19 protein-coding genes and 3 pseudogenes are annotated in these 16,841 nt (G+C 59.6%); 15 read left to right on the top strand and 7 right to left on the bottom strand.

Annotated features, from left to right (window positions below):
• Positions 1 to 24: 24 nt before the first annotated feature.
• The 6 genes from CCGE525_RS25010 to CCGE525_RS24995 all read right to left on the bottom strand — a co-directional run bounded on the left by CCGE525_RS25010 (position 25) and on the right by CCGE525_RS24995 (position 2,183).
• Positions 25 to 681 carry a response regulator transcription factor gene (locus CCGE525_RS25010; protein WP_120708613.1) on the bottom strand — a complete coding sequence of 219 codons (657 nt, stop codon included), beginning with the start codon at positions 679 to 681 and terminating at the stop codon, positions 25 to 27.
• Positions 662 to 772 (bottom strand): ATP-binding protein, encoded by a 111-nt coding sequence (locus CCGE525_RS39705; RefSeq protein WP_342637461.1) that lies wholly within the window; start codon positions 770 to 772, stop codon positions 662 to 664. Before CCGE525_RS39705 ends, CCGE525_RS25010 begins: the two co-directional genes overlap by 20 nt.
• The gene (locus tag CCGE525_RS38425; RefSeq protein ID WP_162950295.1) at positions 759 to 1,025 is read right to left on the bottom strand and encodes a hypothetical protein; all 267 of its coding nucleotides are present in this window, start codon (positions 1,023 to 1,025) and stop codon (positions 759 to 761) included. Before CCGE525_RS38425 ends, CCGE525_RS39705 begins: the two co-directional genes overlap by 14 nt.
• Before the next feature lie 187 nt (positions 1,026 to 1,212).
• The gene (locus tag CCGE525_RS39595; RefSeq protein WP_281024680.1) at positions 1,213 to 1,635 is read right to left on the bottom strand and encodes a CbtA family protein; all 423 of its coding nucleotides are present in this window, start codon (positions 1,633 to 1,635) and stop codon (positions 1,213 to 1,215) included.
• 16 nt (positions 1,636 to 1,651) lie between these two features.
• A complete protein-coding gene (locus tag CCGE525_RS39590; protein WP_281024679.1) occupies positions 1,652 to 1,963 on the bottom strand; it encodes a CbtA family protein in 312 nt (103 codons plus the stop codon).
• Between the two features lie 10 nt (positions 1,964 to 1,973).
• The gene (locus CCGE525_RS24995) at positions 1,974 to 2,183 is read right to left on the bottom strand and encodes a CbtB domain-containing protein (protein ID WP_120707044.1); all 210 of its coding nucleotides are present in this window, start codon (positions 2,181 to 2,183) and stop codon (positions 1,974 to 1,976) included.
• 176 nt (positions 2,184 to 2,359) lie between these two features.
• Here CCGE525_RS24995 and CCGE525_RS40040 point away from each other — a divergent pair.
• The 4 genes and pseudogenes from CCGE525_RS40040 to CCGE525_RS24975 form a co-directional block, all read left to right on the top strand.
• Positions 2,360 to 2,554 (top strand): annotated as a pseudogene (locus tag CCGE525_RS40040) (SH3-like domain-containing protein); the annotation flags it as partial.
• Positions 2,531 to 2,773 (top strand): annotated as a pseudogene (locus tag CCGE525_RS40035) (nitrile hydratase subunit alpha); the annotation flags it as partial. The pseudogenes CCGE525_RS40040 and CCGE525_RS40035, both read left to right, overlap by 24 nt.
• A 114-nt stretch (positions 2,774 to 2,887) precedes the next feature.
• On the top strand, positions 2,888 to 3,412 hold the full coding sequence (locus tag CCGE525_RS24985; protein ID WP_120708612.1) for a cytochrome P460 family protein: 525 nt from the start codon (positions 2,888 to 2,890) through the stop codon (positions 3,410 to 3,412).
• Positions 3,413 to 3,696: 284 nt separating this feature from the next.
• Entirely contained in the window at positions 3,697 to 4,059 is a 363-nt protein-coding gene (locus tag CCGE525_RS24975) for a tyrosine-type recombinase/integrase (RefSeq protein ID WP_425375928.1), read from the top strand.
• A 456-nt stretch (positions 4,060 to 4,515) separates the two neighbouring features.
• Here CCGE525_RS24975 and CCGE525_RS24965 read toward each other — a convergent pair whose 3' ends face one another.
• Positions 4,516 to 6,390 carry a hypothetical protein gene (locus CCGE525_RS24965; protein ID WP_162950294.1) on the bottom strand — a complete coding sequence of 625 codons (1,875 nt, stop codon included), beginning with the start codon at positions 6,388 to 6,390 and terminating at the stop codon, positions 4,516 to 4,518.
• A gap of 344 nt (positions 6,391 to 6,734) precedes the next feature.
• Here CCGE525_RS24965 and CCGE525_RS24960 point away from each other — a divergent pair, with 344 nt between their 5' ends.
• The 11 genes and pseudogenes from CCGE525_RS24960 to CCGE525_RS24915 all read left to right on the top strand — a co-directional run bounded on the left by CCGE525_RS24960 (position 6,735) and on the right by CCGE525_RS24915 (position 16,665).
• A complete protein-coding gene (locus CCGE525_RS24960; RefSeq protein WP_120707038.1) occupies positions 6,735 to 6,977 on the top strand; it encodes a hypothetical protein in 243 nt (80 codons plus the stop codon).
• An 85-nt stretch (positions 6,978 to 7,062) separates the two neighbouring features.
• On the top strand, positions 7,063 to 8,703 hold the full coding sequence (locus tag CCGE525_RS24955) for an arylsulfatase (protein ID WP_425375915.1): 1,641 nt from the start codon (positions 7,063 to 7,065) through the stop codon (positions 8,701 to 8,703).
• Between the two features lie 248 nt (positions 8,704 to 8,951).
• A complete protein-coding gene (locus CCGE525_RS24950) occupies positions 8,952 to 10,016 on the top strand; it encodes an HAD family hydrolase (RefSeq protein ID WP_425375914.1) in 1,065 nt (354 codons plus the stop codon).
• An 81-nt stretch (positions 10,017 to 10,097) separates the two neighbouring features.
• Positions 10,098 to 10,946, top strand: a complete 849-nt coding sequence (locus CCGE525_RS38785; protein ID WP_245472286.1) for a hypothetical protein — start codon at positions 10,098 to 10,100, stop codon at positions 10,944 to 10,946.
• Between the two features lie 125 nt (positions 10,947 to 11,071).
• Positions 11,072 to 11,845: a hypothetical protein gene (locus CCGE525_RS24940; RefSeq protein WP_120707037.1), complete on the top strand. Its 774-nt coding sequence runs from the start codon at positions 11,072 to 11,074 to the stop codon at positions 11,843 to 11,845.
• Between the two features lie 156 nt (positions 11,846 to 12,001).
• Entirely contained in the window at positions 12,002 to 12,733 is a 732-nt protein-coding gene (locus CCGE525_RS24935) for a 2'-5' RNA ligase family protein (RefSeq protein WP_120708608.1), read from the top strand.
• Positions 12,734 to 13,140: 407 nt separating this feature from the next.
• A complete protein-coding gene (locus CCGE525_RS24930; protein WP_120707036.1) occupies positions 13,141 to 14,130 on the top strand; it encodes an IS5 family transposase in 990 nt (329 codons plus the stop codon).
• 53 nt (positions 14,131 to 14,183) lie between these two features.
• Positions 14,184 to 14,501 (top strand): annotated as a pseudogene (locus CCGE525_RS24925) (amino acid ABC transporter permease); the annotation flags it as partial.
• Between the two features lie 4 nt (positions 14,502 to 14,505).
• Positions 14,506 to 15,291, top strand: a complete 786-nt coding sequence (locus CCGE525_RS24920) for an amino acid ABC transporter ATP-binding protein (protein ID WP_120707034.1) — start codon at positions 14,506 to 14,508, stop codon at positions 15,289 to 15,291.
• 24 nt (positions 15,292 to 15,315) lie between these two features.
• Positions 15,316 to 15,489, top strand: coding sequence for a hypothetical protein (locus CCGE525_RS38415; protein WP_162950293.1), 174 nt, complete (start codon positions 15,316 to 15,318; stop codon positions 15,487 to 15,489).
• A gap of 147 nt (positions 15,490 to 15,636) precedes the next feature.
• The gene (locus CCGE525_RS24915; protein WP_120703055.1) at positions 15,637 to 16,665 is read left to right on the top strand and encodes an IS110 family RNA-guided transposase; all 1,029 of its coding nucleotides are present in this window, start codon (positions 15,637 to 15,639) and stop codon (positions 16,663 to 16,665) included.
• Positions 16,666 to 16,841 lie beyond the last annotated feature (176 nt).

Below are 16,841 nucleotides of genomic sequence, written 5' to 3'. Positions count from 1 at the left end.
ACGTCTTGAAATATTCTATTAGAACTAGCCTTTAGTAGAGGTGTTCGCCTGCTCGCCCAAGTCGAGCAAATCGTAGTGGCGCACCAGCTCCGGAAGGGTCTGGACATGCATCTTCTGCATCACATTCCCGCGGTGCAGTTTGACCGTCGCCTCGGTAATCCCCAAGGCCGCGGAAATCTGCTTGTTGCGCTGCCCCTCCACCACCCGGATCAGCACCTCCTGCTCACGTTTCGTCAGCGTCTCGAAGTCGGCGCGGGCGCTTGCTGCCGCCTCCTCCTTCATCGTCGAGCGGCTGTCCCGCTTCATCGCGGCGTGGACGGCGTCTAGGAGATCCTGCTCGCGCACCGGTTTCGTCAAGAATTCCACTGCCCCTGCCTTCATCGCTCGCACGGCGATCGGAACGTCGGCATGGCCGCTCATGAAGATCACCGGCCTGTGGAAACCACGGATCCGCACCTCTTCATAGAACTCAATGCCGCTCTGGCCGGGGAGCCGGACGTCCAGGATCATGCAGCCGACAGACCCCAATTGGCCTTTCGACCAGAACTCGGTCGCCGAGGAAAATGCGGTCACGTTGAACTTCATGGAATGCAGCAGGGCGACAAGAGACTCGCGTACGCCGACGTCGTCTTCGATGACGACGACCAGCGGGGAGGCGTCCTCACGTTGCTTCTGGTTCATTTGCCCCCCTTGCGTACGGTATCGCGAATTCGAAGACCGCGCCTCCAGACGCCAGCTGCCGTGCCGACAGCGTCCCGCTATGCGCCTCGATGATAGACCTGCAGATCGCCAGACCCGTGCCGGTCCCTCCGGTTTGGTGGAGAAGAATGCTTCGAAAATGCGTTCTGATGCAATGGGGTCGAGACCATGGCCGTTGTACCCGAAATCGCCTTCCCTTTCCCGCAGCCGATCACTTCGCGAACGATGATCTCATCCAGTTCGTGAAGAATCGCTGGCACGAACACAGATGAGACATCTTCGGCGGTTGCCATGGCGGCGACCATGACGCCGTCGTCGCCGGACATCACAATAAATCCCCTGTCCGCTCGAGCCACGTGCAACGCCGACACCAGGAACTACTCTATATCGTGCTTATCGGCGCCCTCGATGTGCGACGTTCCTTGGGTTTCCGCATGCGAGACGTCGTTCATCGGTGCCACTGCTCGGCGATCACGTGCCGGGATGCTAATCCTGAGGGCCGACGAAAGCCAGTTATGAACGCAGTCTGGCGTTCGGTATCCCATGGCATGCTACGCCTTCCACGCGGCGATCGCGCTCGATGACATATTCGGCCGCTTGCCCGAAGAGTACGCCCAGCCCACCCCAGACGATCAACTGCAGTAGGGCAGCGTGTATGCGGAACTCGAAAAGGAGGCCTCTGGGAAAATCGTGGGGCGTTTCCGAGATCGCAGACATGATCATCATCAACACTGCCGCAAGCGCGACGAACGCGGCGATGCCGATCGAGGCCGAGATTGTCAGTCTCATCCTTCGCCCGGACCTGTAGGCAATCCAGACCGACACCGTCATGCACATGGCCGATGCCATGATCATGACGAAGTAGAGTTCGGTCCTGCCAATGGTCTCAGCACTCCCGACGCCGGGAGGGCTTGCCGGATGCTTGAGCTGGGGCACCAGCACGAGCGAGACGTTAGCCGGCCAGGGCGAGCATCCAGACTGCCGACCGCGGCCTCACACTCGGCCGACCATGGAGAAAGGCCATCCCGATCGCAAGGATACCGCCGAGCGCCGTGCAGTATGCGGCGACGCCCGTGAACAGGCCGGCGTTGCGTTGGGTGCTCCGACTGACCGTTCCTTCCTCGGCAGCAGCATGATCATGAGCTCCCCCTCGAGGGAGATCGCGCGTTCGATGGTCGGTTCGACGTAGACGCGCGAACGAAAAGGCGAACAGCGCGACGACCAATCTGGACAGCTTTCCTGCTAGCAAAAGTCTCTGAACCATGGCGACGACCTCAATGGCACGGAAAGCCGAGCAGATGCCGGCCGTCGTCGATGAACTCGTGAACGACGTCGCCCTGCATGAGCAAGGTCGCCCCCTGCTCCGCGCCAACGAAGTAGAGCGTCATCAGCAAGAGCAGCCCTACGAAGGCGGCCCAGGGAAGTAGCTCTTGACAGGAGATAGGCGACGGGCTCGGTGCTGGATGGACGACGATGTCGGTCATCGGCACGTTCCTTTGTGGGGCATGGACATCCCTGCCATCGGACCAGATCGGTAGCGCGCCGTTTATCGAAACCGTCCGATAGCGCGCACGTCGTCGTCCATCACGACATCGCACGAATTCGAAATATCGCACAGCGTCGCCCCCGTAGTCTCTGTCGAGAACTTTTGGTGGATCGGATGAAGTCCGCCCATAAACCCACCAGGAAGATCGAAGGGATCGCGCCGGCGTTTGGCGAGCTGCCCATCTTCGCGGTCGGGCAGTCGGTCAAGGTCTCGGATCGTGCACCGGTCGCGCACTACCGTGCGCCGGCCTACCTGCGTGGCAAGACGGCGGTCGTCGAAGCGATCATGGAACCGAAGGCCGTCAACAACGAGGAAGAGGCGTTCGTTGAGAACACGCCGAAGGTCCATAATCTCATCGTCTGCACGCTCTGTTCCTGCTACCCGAGGCCGGTCCTTGGGCTCCCGCCCGACTGGCACAAGTTGAAGCCTTACCGGGCGCGTGCGGTGTACGAGCCACGGAAGGTGCTTGAAGAATTCGGGACGAACATTCCCGACGACGTCGAAATCCGCGACAGCGATCAATCTGCTCGCCACGCCGCATAGCGCGTCGGTCGTTGCGGTATTGCTCTTTGTAGTCATTCAAATTGCCGAGGAAGCCTTGCCGCACTGACGGTATCGACATCTATCCCGACGGAGGTTGAAATGCGAAAATTCACAGCTTTCGGTTTGCTGTCATCAGGCATCGGCGCGATCTACCTTTCGGTCGCTGTGGCCGATGGCGCGACCGACAACGTCTCACCGATCTACGGTGTCAGCCTCCCGGATGGGTACCGCGGCTGGCAGATGATTACGGTTGCCCATGAAGCTGGGCAGAACAACGACATACGCGGGATCCTTGGAAACGACATCGCCTTGAAGGCTTTTCGAGAAGGAACCCGCCCCTTTCCAGATGGCGCGGTAATTGCGCGCCTTGCCTACGTTTATAAGTCGTCTCCGGAAAACGATGCCGTTTTTCCGGCACCGCAATCCTTCGTGGCGGGGAATTCCACGAATGTCCAGATCAGCGTGAAAGATTCGAAGAAGTACGCGGACAGCGGCGGCTGGGGATACGGGCAATTCGAAAACGGCGTCGCCAACCAGAGCGAGCCGCTCTTGAAGTCCTGTTTCGCGTGCCACACGAAACTCGATCGATCGAAGGACTTCGTGTTCAGCCACTACTCCCCCTGAAGAGCGTCCGGGGCGTGCTTGAAGCGAGCAAGGGGTCCGGCTTGAGACCTTCATCGTCGTATATGTCGATCCCTACCTCGTTCTTGAGGAACTCGAAAAAGGTCTGGTTGGTGAACTCGAGGACGTATCCGTCTCGGACGAACAGGTCTTCGATAAGCTTGGATTCGATCGGGCGGAGAGTCACTTAATCTCAGTCTCTAGTGATAAATCGCACACGGACGAGCAGTTCGTCGAACGTGACAATATCCACGTTCCGGGTGTCTCGTCTGAAAAGTTCGAAGGTATTGCGCCTGACTTCGGCGTCACGCGCGCTTCTCTCGCCGTTTATCTCGCGGCCCTGGCTTGAGCGGAGGGGAGGAACAGTCGATGACTACGCCTTTCCCAGTCGAGTCGATCACGCCGATCATCTCAGCACTCGCCAATATGCCCGGCTGGTCGACGAGTGGGTTACCGCTATCGGTCTAAGACGCGAGGACTATGGAACACATTCGCTTCGACGTACCAAGGCCGCGATGATCTACAAGGCGACGGGCAATCTTCGTGCAATCCAGACCCTGCTCGGACACACCAAGATCGAGAACACCGTCAAATACCTGGGAGTCGACATAGTGGATGCGCTGGAATTGGCGGAGCATACAGAAATCTGAAAAATGTGCGGCCTCGCGCCGAGCGGGGCCGTGCTCTCAGCAGAAGCAGCTATGCGCCCCAGAGCCGTCAGAAATAATTTCCGCTTCACGCCCTCCATTTCGGCCGTTCGCACCATCCGCTCTAGCTCCTGAAGGCCGTGACCGGCGAAGCGCGTTATGACCGCTTCAGCATTTTCGGCGATGTCCTTTATACGAAATTCTCCATGAACGCTCCGACTCCGAGAGGCATCGTAGCCAATAACGTCGACGTCGACGCCAAGTCCTTTGCCGGCCTCATTGGCGTTGGATACGCATTGATCGACCGGCCAAACGCCACTCTCGATATTGTCGGCGGTGCGAGGATTTGGAACGTGGACACGAACTTCTCCCTCAATGGCGGCATCGTGGGCAATGTCCTGGGCGGTTTCGAAGGCGGATTTTCGCAGGCCTGGGTCGACGCCATGGCGACGCTCAGCTTCACTGCCGTACCGTCAAATCTTTGCCACCTTGAGGCTCCGTCCAGCCTGCTTTGCGCAACCCGGCAACCAGGCTTTCGACAATCGTGTCGATACCTTGATGCTGACGGTACGCCGCCGCGGGATCGCGAGCCATAGACGGCGATCTCGCCGCCATCTCGGCGAGAGCCTGTTGGGCGGCCTTGCGATTGCCAAGCGCACCTTGCGCAATGGCAACAAAGGACCAGCTTATCGCCGAACCGTCAGAGGTGCCCCGCTCAGCGCTTTCGAGGGCGGCCGCGTAGTCCCCCTGCAGATACTGATGGATCGTGATCAGATTGAAGTACCAGCCGGGGGGATTGATCGTCCGGTCGATCGCGCGTTGCAGATAGGGCAGCCCTTCGTCCCATTTTCCGCGGGCGGCAAGCCGCCAGCCGAATTGGGCAAGCATATCCGGATCGTTCGGATTGAGCGCCAGAGCCCGGTTCTGGAGCCGCTCGGACTCGTCGAAGTTTCCTGCATAGTAGTTGATCGCCGCGAGAGCCTCCAACGCCAGGACGCTGCTTGCGTCGAGTTCGACAGCATGACCGGCGGCGCTATAGGCTTGCGCAAATTCGCCGGCGACCGCTGCCTTGGGCACCATGTCGAATCTCGCGGCATCGAGATGAAGCCAGCCGAGCATCGCCCAGCCGGCGGCATAACCGGGATCCCGGCGGACGGAATCTTCGATGCAGGAGCGCACGGGAGTATACAGGTCTGCCGCAAAGGTGCGCCGGTAAGCATAGGCACGCAGCATGCAGGTATAGGTGGGCATGCTCGGAGCTGCCCCTTTTTCCAGCAGCCGGCTCGCCGCGTCGCTATTGACCACCCCGTAGGGCTGGCCCAGCACGCCGGCGATCCGGCTTGCGAGTTCGTTTTGAACATTCAACAGCGCACTGGGCGTCATCGGCCGATCATAGGTTTCGCTCCAGAGGACTAGGCCACTGGCGCCGTCGACCAGCTGAACGCCGACGTGAACCGATCCGCTGGCCGAGCGAAGATTGCCCTTCACCACATAGGAGATTGGAATGTTCCGCCCGAGGTCCACTGGGTCGGCCTTCGCATCCAATCCAAAGGTTGCAGGTAGGGAATAGAGCCGAAAAGCGGAGAACCTCATGAAATTGGTGATGAGCTCCTGCGTCAAGCCGGTGGCGAGAAAGCGGTCGTCCTCTCCCGAGCTCAACGCTTCGAATGGCAGCACGATCACCGAAGGCCCGCGGGCCACCGTCTCCTGCCGCCGATTGCTAACTGCGACCCACATCCCGACGATCACGGACAGGAGGACAGCCGCGAGCCCCGCGGCCATGATCAATCGGCTGGTCCGCCACCCGGTAAAAGCCTTCCCACGACTTGGCGCTGAAGCGGCCGATATTGCAATCACCGGTCCCGCCGGTTCGTCAGGCGGCGTCAAGCCTATCGAGACCGGTGGCTCTAGATCAGGATCGTCAGCGGGCTTTGGGGCCGGCCGAGGTGTCGCGTCCGTCCATTCGAAAAGTGGAATATACCCGCCCCGCGGGATCGAAATCCGCAGCCGGTCTTGAGCGCCCGCGCCAGCATAGTATCCATCGAGATCGCGCCTGAGGCGGCGGGCCTCCAGGCGGACAACCGGATCCGACTGCGGATCGAAGGTGCCGTCGCGGCCGAAGACCGAGAGCGCGATCGAGTAACCTTTCAATTTTTCGGTGCGCTTCGCTAGGGTCTCCTCTACAAGGTAACGGAGAAGCGTTTTTCGGCGCGGGCTGGCCTGGAGAGAAGGGCACGCCAGAATGCGCTCCAACTGCTGGCGGCAGTTTTCTGGCGATGGGTGAGAAGGACTTCCATCCGCGTCCTGGTTGGATGGGTTCTGGGTCGATGCCATCGGTCATTCCCCACTTCACGCCTCCACTTCGCGCGTCTGCGCTGAAGGCGGTAATCCGGTTTGCCGAATCGATCAGTAGCCGTCCCATCGAGTTGTCCGCAGCAGTCGACCTACTCAGGACAGCGGGCGCCAGTATGCGCTCACTCTTCCGTCCATGAAACCAGCACGTTGAGGTTAATCATCGTGACCGCTTCATGACGGCACACGCCGTGCCTGGATGGACCAAGACCCGTCACTTCGGCGTTTCAGCAGAGTACGAACATGTTCGTACCTTGTCCCGGCCCCCTCATCGCGCTTAGCTGGGTTGCCCGTGAATCCCTGTCGCGATCACGGAGGCAAGCGCCATGTCAATAGTGGGCCGCCTTATCAGCCGATTTCCACACCGGGAGCTGCCGATACGCAGGCTCCTTGCTCAAAGCGCGGAATTTCGGGCGGTCTGCGCGGACTACGAGGAAGCATTGGCAGCGATGCGGCATTGGCAGGCAACGAACTGCGATGCGAAGGCGAAGGAATACGGGGCTTTCGCGTCGGAGCTGGAGGCTGAAATCGTTCGGATGCTCGACCTCTCCACTGAACCGAAGCCATAGCCGCGAGCGGGAATGCGCCGCTGCCGGTCGCTTGGTGAGCCCGAGCCCGCCGCGCGATGAATTATCAACGAGGAGGGAAGCCGCAATGAATATCAGACAGAATCTTCTGATGGCCGCATTGCTTTGTGGCAGCGCGCCCCTGCTTGCCGGCCATGCGCCCGTGCAGGCTCAAGAACAACTAAAGCCTAATATCCTCGTCATTATGGGCGATGATATCGGCATGTGGAACATTGGTGCCTATAGTCGCGGCCTGATGGCGGGGCGTACCCCAAATCTCGACCAGATGGCCAAGGAAGGCATGCTCTTCACGGACTATTATGCGGAGGCCAGTTGCACGGCGGGTCGCGCCAACTTCATCACGGGCGAGCTGCCGATCCGAACCGGCATGACCACGGTTGGGCAGGCTGGCGCGTCGGTAGGCCTTCCTGCCGAAGCCGTGACCATCGCAACCGTCTTGAAGTCAATGGGCTACAGCACCGGCCAGTTTGGCAAGAACCATCTGGGTGACAAGAACGAGTTCCTGCCGACCGTTCACGGCTTCGACGAGTTCTTCGGCTACCTTTATCATCTCGACGCGATGGAGGACCCGGCGCATCCCAACTATCCCCAGGATCTGTTGAACGTGGTTGGGCCGCGCAACATGGTTCATAGCTGGGCGACCGACAAGGATGACCCGACCGAGATGCCGCGCTGGGGCAAAATCGGCAAGCAAAGGATCGAGGATGCCGGCCCGCTCTATCCCAAGCGCATGGAAACGGTCGACGACGAGATCCGCGACTTCGCCACAGGCTTCATTGAAAAGGCGAAGAAGGACAACAAGCCTTTCTTCGTCTGGCTGAACCCCACGCGCATGCACATAGTCACCCACCTCTCTCCCAAATATGAGGCGATGCGAAACGCTGAGAACGGCTGGTCGGAAGAGGAAGCCGGCATGGCCCAGCTCGATGACGACGTCGGGCTCGTGATGAAAAAGATCAAGGATTTGGGCGAGGACGACAACACCATCGTCCTGTTCACGACCGACAACGGGACGGAAGTGTTTACCTGGCCCGACGGAGGGCAGACGCCCTTCGCCCAGGCAAAGGGTACCGTGCTTGAAGGCGGCTTCCGCGTCCCTGCCATCCTCCGTTGGCCGGGTCATGTGCCGGCTGACACGGTTCAGAACGGTATTTTCTCCGGCCTGGACTGGTTGCCGACCTTTGTTGCCGCAGCTGGCAATCCGAACATCACCAACGAACTGCTGCAAGGCAAGACCATAGGTGACCGGACCTATAGGAACCATCTTGATGGCTACGACCAAATGGCGGCTATCACCGGCAAGGCTCCGTCAGCACGCCACGAGATCTTCTACCTTGGCGAGAGCACGGTCGGCGCAGTTCGCATCGACGATTACAAGTTCCGCTTCATCGATCAGCCTCAAGGCTGGCTTGGCGAAAAGACCCATCCCGACGTGCCATACATTACCAATCTGCGGCTCGATCCATTCGAGCGGACCGGTTGGCCCAACAACGGAACGAAAGAAGGCGGCCAGCAATACTTCGACTGGTTCAAGTATCAATTCTGGCGCTTCGTATTTGTCCAGCAGTTGGTCGGAAAGGAACTCCAGACCTTCATCGATTTTCCGCCGATGCAGCGAGGCGCCAGCTTCAATCTCGACGCCGTCAAGGCCGAGATGCAGCAGCGCATGGCGCAGGCTGAGGCGGCAGCAAAAGGTCCGAGCAACTGATAGCCAATCCTCAATGCGGGCCTCAATGCGGGCGGTCTGCCAGAGCCGTCCGCGCTGGGGTCTGGCCGTTGAGGACCTTTCGGGCAGCCGAGCGAAGGCCGCCCTGCACTGTTTCTGATTGGAGCGGTGTTTATGCGAAGCACGATATCCGTTCCTTACCAGAGCCATTAGCGACCATCTTACGGTCGCGTAAGAGAGGACGCCCCACTGGGGTCGGCATGCCGTTTCGGTGGAGATGGAGAATTGCAATGCGCTACCTCGATAGCCAACCGGCAAGACGCCACGTTCTGTTCGCAGCGATGGCCCTAAGTCTCGGATTGCTTGCCACATTGTCACCGCTGCGAGCGCAAGACAGTTCGGCCGATCCGCTGCCGTCCTGGAATGACTCGACGAACAAGCAGGCAATCGTCGACTTCGTGAAGGCGACGACCGACCTGAACAAGTCCACCTTCGTGCCGGCGGAGCAAAGGATCGCCACCTTCGACCAGGACGGCACACTATGGGTAGAGCATCCCATCTACAGCCAGATCATATACTGTCTGGATCGGGTTCCGGCGCTCGTGGCCGCAAAGCCCGAACTCAAGAAGGTGGAGCCCTTCAAGACGGTGCTGACGGGAGACCGCGAGGCGATTGCCAAGCTGCCGATGAAGGAGCTGGAAAAGCTGCTTGCGGCGACGCTCACCGGCATGACCATCGACCAGTTCACGGCCGAGGTGAAAAAATGGCTGGCGGACGCCAAGGATCCGCGCTGGAAGCATCCCTACACCGACCTCACATACCAGCCGATGCAGGAGGTGCTGAAATACCTGCGCGCCAATGGCTACAAGACCTACATCGTCACGGGCGGCGGTCAGGATTTCGTGCGCGTCTATGCGGAAGGAACCTATGGAATTCCGCCCGAGCAGGTGGTGGGAACCGTCGGCGGAACGACCTACGGCCACGACAAGAACGGCAAGCCGACCCTGACCAAGCAGCCGAAGCTCCTTCTCAACGACAACAATGCCGGCAAGCCCGAGGGCATTCACTTGATGATCGGGCGGCGGCCGCTGATTGCCTTCGGCAACTCGATCGGCGACGAGCAGATGCTGGAATACACCAAGACCGGCGACGGGCCGCGGCTCGCCCTGCTGCTGCTCCACGACGATGCCGTGCGCGAATATGCCTATGGGCCGGCCCAAGGCCTTCCCGACTCGAAAATCGGCACGTTCACGCAGAAACTCTACGACGAGGCCAAGGCCGACGGCTGGCTCGTCGTCAGCATGAAGAACGATTGGAAACGCATCTTCGCGGATGACGTTGTCAGCGGACAATGAACCGGGAACGAGCGACGCGTCCGATCCGACGTCACGGCCGAAATCGGTCTCGATGCGGTTCCCACTGGGAGGACCACTCACATGAAGGCTTCAATTTGCTTGGCGGTTGGTTTATCGGCCGCATCCGCATTCCTCGGCAGCACGGCAATCGTCGTCGGGCAGGAACAGCCGCAGAAGACGATCGGCACGGTCAAGCCATCAGGACCTGTGCCATCACTCTTCGTTCTCAACTCCGCGGGGGCTACCTTGCAGGATGACAAGCTGACCATGACCGGTGTGTCGGCCAATTCGATCGTCTTCGCCGATCGTCCCGTGCGGGCGGCGGGTCATGTGACGACCGAACAGTTCATCATGCAGTGGGACAAGGATAAGGACAATTTCATCAACGATCCGCCGAATGCCACCATATCGGTCCTCGGCGGCGATGGCTCGAAGGTCGCGGACGCAGTGGTGGTGCTGAAGACACCTAAGCTCGATGGCGGTAATCTGACCTTCGACGTCTCGGTCCTTGAGGGGAGCCTCGCCGGATCCAGCGGACCGGCGGCCCTCTTCATCGATCGTGGCGGCGGCTTTGGCGGAGGCGGTTTCGGCGGCCACGATTTTGGCGGGGGCAGCTTTGGTGGTGGTTTTGGCGGCCGTGATTTTGGCGGTGGCGGTTTCGATCGCGACCGCGGAGACTTCGCCGGCAGTTATGGGCGCGTAGGCGACACCGCCGTGTACCACAATGACCGGACGGGAAATACATATGCCTGGCACGGCAACAATTACTGGCACGCCCCTGTCTATCATGGTGCGTGGTATACCGGCGCCCCGGTGGCAGCAGGCGTAGCTGCCGGGGTCGCCGTAGGCGCCGCGGTCGCACGCCCCTACTATCCGTACTACTACAACGACGGTTACCGGTGCGGCTACTATCCATATCCGCCATGCTAGTCATGCGGCAGAGACTGCGTCCCTGACTGCCAGAGAGGGCGCACGGGGATATAGGCTTCAACGGCGGCGCGACCGAGATCGCACGATCCCGGCATTTTCGCCCGCTCAAAGAACGGAGACCAGCAATGCTTGCCAGACATCTCTCCTGTCTTGTTGTGGTAGCCAGCGCATTCTGTTGCGCCGCTGGCGCGTTCGCCCAGGAGGCGGATGTAAAGCCGCATGTTCCCCTGCAGAAAACGATCGGCGTGGTTACGCCCACCGGGCCGGTCCCGTCGCTCGCCGTCATCAATTCCGCAGGTGCCACGCTGACCAGCGACAAGCTAACGTTGACAGGCGTCTCGGCGAACTCGATCGTATTCGCCGATCGCCCGGTGCGGGCGGCGGGTCATGTGGCAACCGAGCAGTTCATCATGCAGTGGGATGAGGGAAAGGACAATTTCGCCAAGAATCCGCCGAATGCCACCGTGTCAGTGCTCGGAGGCGACGGTTCTAAAGTGGCCGACGCCGTGATCACGCTGAGATCGCCGAAGTTGGACGGCAACTCTCTCACATTCGATGTTTCTGTTCTCGAGGGAAGCCTTGATGGCGTGAGCGGCCCTGCCGCCCTCTTCATCGATAATTTTGGCGGCGAATATGGAGGCGGCGGTATCGGACGCTCGGACTACACCGGCGTTGCGAGCGGAGGCTTCGGCGCTGGACCGACCACTGAGGAAGGTCACGACAACCGGACGACTGCCTGGCGTAGCGCACACTACTGGCACGCTCCCGTCTACCACGGCGCCTGGTATCGCAGCGCCTTGCCCGGCGTAACTGGCGCAGCGATATCCGCGCAAGAACCGTATTATGCCGACCGCTACGACAATACGTGTGTCGATACGCCGTTTGCGGCCTGCTACTGAGCGTTCGATGGTGCGGATGGTTTGCCGGCATTTGCAGGCGAAACCTGGGTAATGGCCGCGGGATGGTGCCAGGCCCATTAGCCCGCCAAGTGGATTGACTCGCCGTTTATGCCGGCCGGCCATCGCGGCGATGGCCTCTCAAGGGAGGAACAGGACATGAGACATACAATAAGGCGTAGCACAGCAGCAATTGGCGTTGGCAGCAGCCTCTGGTTAGCCGTCGTGCTCGTGTTTGCCCAAACGGCCGTCGCCCAGGAAGTCACAGCAATCGACATTGCGCTCGAACCAGACGCGATGATGATCCAACACGCGAGGGACGCCAACGCTCGTCTGCTCAAGAACTTTCCGAAAGGCTTCGCCCTGGATGAGACGCACCACCCACACGTTACTATGTTGCAGCAATTCGTCCGCACGGATGATCTCGACAAGGTGTATGCTGCGGCGAACGCGGTCATGGTCAAAGAAAAGCCAACCGCATGGAAATTGAATGCTTTCAAATACTATTACATCCCGTCCCCGCCGGTTGGCCTTGCGGGGATCGTGGTCGAACCTAGTAAAGACCTTCATCGGCTGCAGGATGAACTCCTCGCTGCGGTTAAGCCCTATACCTTGAAGACAGGGACCCCGGCGGCGTTCTTCAGTGAGGAGGGCGGTAAGGACATTCAAAAAGACCTGATCGAGTACGTCGCCGACTTCGCCCAAATCGCTTCGGGCAAGCGCTTCAATCCACACGTGACGATCGGGGTCGGAACGGAAACCTATCTTAATAAGATGATGGCGGAGCCATTCCCGTCGTTCACATTCTCCCCGAACGGAGTGTCGGTCTATCAGCTCGGTACCTTCGGCACAGCTCGCAAGGAGCTCAAGGCGTTGACACTGGCGCCCTGAGGCAGGATCGGCGAGACCACACACCCAGCCACTAGTAGAGAGGCTAGGCAATCAACGAGCCGCAACGATAAGAGCAGCCCTAAGCATTCCACCGCAAATTGTAATGCAAGATAGGCGGGCAGATTGGCGACCTAGGCCTCTTGGATGACGATAGCAAGCGCGGCGTCGGCTTTTCCGCAATGCTTCAATAATTCCGGAACAATGCTGCACAACGTCTGGAGATACCCACGCATCTTGAAAGGGCTCTGTTGCAAGAATTCCGGTTGGTTTGAGAGGTCCTGTTTTCCCTGCCGTTACGCCGCCTGGCCTTCGAGATTCGACGCGAGCAGGGCTACAGCGTTGGTGCACGGATCCTTTATCGCTGCTGGGGTAATCGGCAGCGATCGCAACAGACCAGTGCTGGCCTTATGCCCTTCAAATACAATTCCACCCGCCGCTATCGTATCGGCAAGATGAAGTTCAAGCTGACGAACTGGCCGGAATACGAAGCCGGTCTTCGCCGGCGTGGCAGCCTGACGCTTTGGATAACGCCGGAGGCGCTTTCGTCCTGGCAGGCCCCGAAGCGGACAACACGGGGCGGCCAGCCACGCTATTCGGATCTGGCGATCGAGTCGGCGCTGACACTGGGTCTGGTGTTCGGCCTGCGTCTGCGCCAGACCGAGGGCCTGCTGGCTTCGGTTCTGAAACTGATAGGATTGGATCTCGCCGTGCCCGACCACACCACGCTGAGCCGGCGGGCTCGGACATGGCGATCGGTTGACGGGCGAGAGGGCCAAGACATTGCTGCGAAACAAGCCGTTCACGTCCTTGTCGACAGCACCGGGCTTGAAGTCTATGGAGTCGGCCGATGGCTGGAAGACAAGCACGGCGCCAGATCGCGCCGTGGCTGGCGCAAATTGCACCTAGCGCTGGACGCCGACAGCGGCGAAATCATCGCTCACGTCATGACCGGCCAGGATGAGGGCGATGCCTCACAAGTCGAACCGCTGCTTAATCAGATCGACAACCCGATCGGTCAGTTCATCGCCGATGGCGCTTATGACGGCGACCCGACCTATGAGGCAGTCGGCAGACACAGTGCTGGTGCGGTCGTTGTCATTCCACCTCGGTCCAACGCAATCGAGCGCCCCGATGCAGGGAACACCAGCCAGCGCGACCGGCACATCGCGGCCATCAAAGCGAACGGCCGAATGCGTTGGCAAGCGGCGAGCGGCTATGGCAGGCGGTCGCTGATCGAGACCGCCATCGGCCGCTACAAGTCGATCATAGGACATCGGCTACGGGCACGCTCATTCAGCGCGCAACAGACGGAAGTCGCCCTCGGCTGCACCATCCTCAATCGGATGTTGGCATGTGCACGCCCGAAATCCGTCCGCTGCAGGACAGTTAAAGCATAGCCTCACTATCAAGGATCGAATTCCGCTCAAACCGCGATCGCTGCACCAACGCCGGCCTGAAGGACATCGTCGCACCACAGACCCTGCGCTTCATTCTGCCTCCGGCAACGAGCACGAGCATTTCCGTGATCAAGGAGACCTCTGTCCTCAGCGTCGTAACGGTGGGCGAGATCACCTATCAGGGCCTCGTCGTCCAGCGGAACACGTTCGCGCCCTTCGAGGTGTTCATTTCCACCGCACTGCTCTACTGGGCCATCACCGCCGCGTTTGCGAAGATCATGCGGACCGTGGAGAAGCGCACGGCCTCCGGCCAGGGAGCGAGCCGAGGCCGCATGAGCCTCGCAGACAAATTCCTGAAGATTGAGGTTTAAGGCCATGCCGACGCAGCCCCTCCTACAAGTCCGCAATCTGACAAAGACCTTCGGTCCGGCGAAGGCGCTTAACGATGTCAGCTTCGACGTCCGCAAGGGCGAGGTGATCTGCATCATCGGACCCAGTGGCTGCGGCAAGAGCACGCTTCTTCGGTCCATCAATTATCTTACCGAACCGGACGATGGCTTCGTGCAGGTGAACGGCGCCTATCTCGGCAAGGAACGGACGATGGCTGGGGTGGTCCGGCGCCAAAGTTCCCGGGAGATCGACCGCCGCCGGCCGAAGATCGGTTTCGTCTTTCAGCAGTTCAATCTTTGGCCGCACCTTACCGTGTTGGACAATATCACCAAGGGACCGATCCGGGTCAATCGCGTTTCCCGGCAGAAGGCTGAGCAGGATGCACGAGCCTTGCTCAGTCGGTTCGGACTTGAAGACAAGGCGGACGCTTTTCCTTCCGAGCTTTCCGGCGGCCAGAAGCAGCGCGTTGCGATCGCTCGCACGCTGGCCATGGAGCCCGATCTCGTCCTTTTTGACGAGCCGACCTCGGCCCTTGACCCCGAGATGGTCCACGAAGTCCTGGTCTTCCTGAAAGAACTCGCCGGTTCCGGCATGACGATGGTGCTGGTGACGCACGAGATCGGTTTCGCCCGCAGTGCCGCGGACCGGATCATCTTCATGGACAAGGGGGCCATCGTCGAGGAAGGCCCATCCGGCGAGCTGCTCGCCCGGCCAAAGAACGAGCGGCTGAAGCTTTTCCTCAGTCAGCTGTCAATAGACTTCGACGCCTGAACCACCCGCTGACGGAGACCACCCATGGCAAATGCCGCAACAACCCCAATTGTCGTCCTGGAAGGCGTTTCCAAATTCTTCGGAAATGCGCAGGTGCTGAAGGATGGGGAGCATGATGTCACTTTCCATTTAATTTCGAGAATCGCGACTCAACGATATCAGGCCATTACCCGTTCACTTAATTTGAAAATTCCGTAGCCACGATTCTCACAATTAAATGCCAAGCCTGAACCAAACTGCCGCATTCTTACAATTAAGATGGGATGGTTGCCGCCCTCCCCCAACGGCATCGCAATGTGCCAGGATGGTGGTTCGTTAGGGCCACCGAGCGGAGAGGACGGCGGAATGTACGATACTATGATTGGCATTGATCTGGCAAAAAATGTATTTCAGCTTCACGGGGCATCGATGATGGGGGAAGTGAAGTTCCGCAAGAAAATTGGCCGCGTGCAATTTCTCAGGTTTATGGAAGCGCAGCCGCCATGCGTCGCGGTTATGGAGTCGTGCGGTAGCGCGCATTTCTGGGCGCGCGAGCTGGTGAAGCTTGGACATGCAGTCAAGCTAATCGCCCCGCAATATGTGCGGCCCTTTGTCAAAAGGCAGAAGAATGATGCTGCAGATGCCGAGGCGATTGTCACTGCCGCGCAGCGTCCCGAAATGCGCTTTGTCGAACCAAAGACGGAAGCTCAGCAAGCACGAGCGATCTTATTCCGCGCACGCGAGCGCATCGTCCATCAGCGCACCGAACTGGTCAATGCTTTGCGCGCCGTGCTCTACGAATACGGTCATGTCGTTCCGTTGGGGATCAGTCATATCAAGCGTATCGAGGCCATTCTCGATGAAATAGGCAATGATCTGCCTCAGCTCGTCCAGGAAGAGTGCCGCGATCTTTTGGCTCAGATTGCGGAGAAGACCGCCAGGATCGATGATAAGACAAAGAAAATTGGAGAGGTCGCCAAGCAGACGGATATCGCGCAGCGGCTTCAGACCATGCCCGGCGTCGGCCCGATGACGGCAATGGCCGTTGAAGCCTTCGCGCCGGCAATGAGAAGCTTCCGTCGCGGCCGTGATTTTGCGGCATGGCTTGGTCTTGTCCCAAAACAGTTTTCCTCCGGCGGGAAAGAGCGCCTTGGCCGCGTTTCCAAAGCTGGGCAGGCCGACATTCGCAGGTTGCTGATCATTGGCGCGATGTCGCGCATCACATGGATGGGTCGTAAACGGATTGCTGACGGTTCGTGGCTGGCCCGGATGCTGGCAAGAAAGCCGCGCATGCTGGTGGCGATCGCTCTCGCAAACAAGATGGCGCGGGCGATCTGGGCCATGCTGGCGAAGGGTGAAAATTATCGAGTTCCGGCGTCGGGCATGGCTGTATGAACTTCATGCAGAGCATGCCTGAGTAACGCAGGGAGACGGGTGTGAGAAGGCAATGACCAGAATGGGCGCATGATCGAACCGATCGGGACGGGAAAACCAGTTTGGCACTTTGAGCATGCAAGCTCGGAATTAAGATTTGGACCCGCTCCGCAGATCACCATACCGGCCGGCGGCCT

It is taken from the genome of Rhizobium jaguaris (genome assembly GCF_003627755.1).
GTDB lineage: Bacteria > Pseudomonadota > Alphaproteobacteria > Rhizobiales > Rhizobiaceae > Rhizobium > Rhizobium jaguaris.
This window is presented reverse-complemented; position numbering and strand designations above follow the sequence as displayed.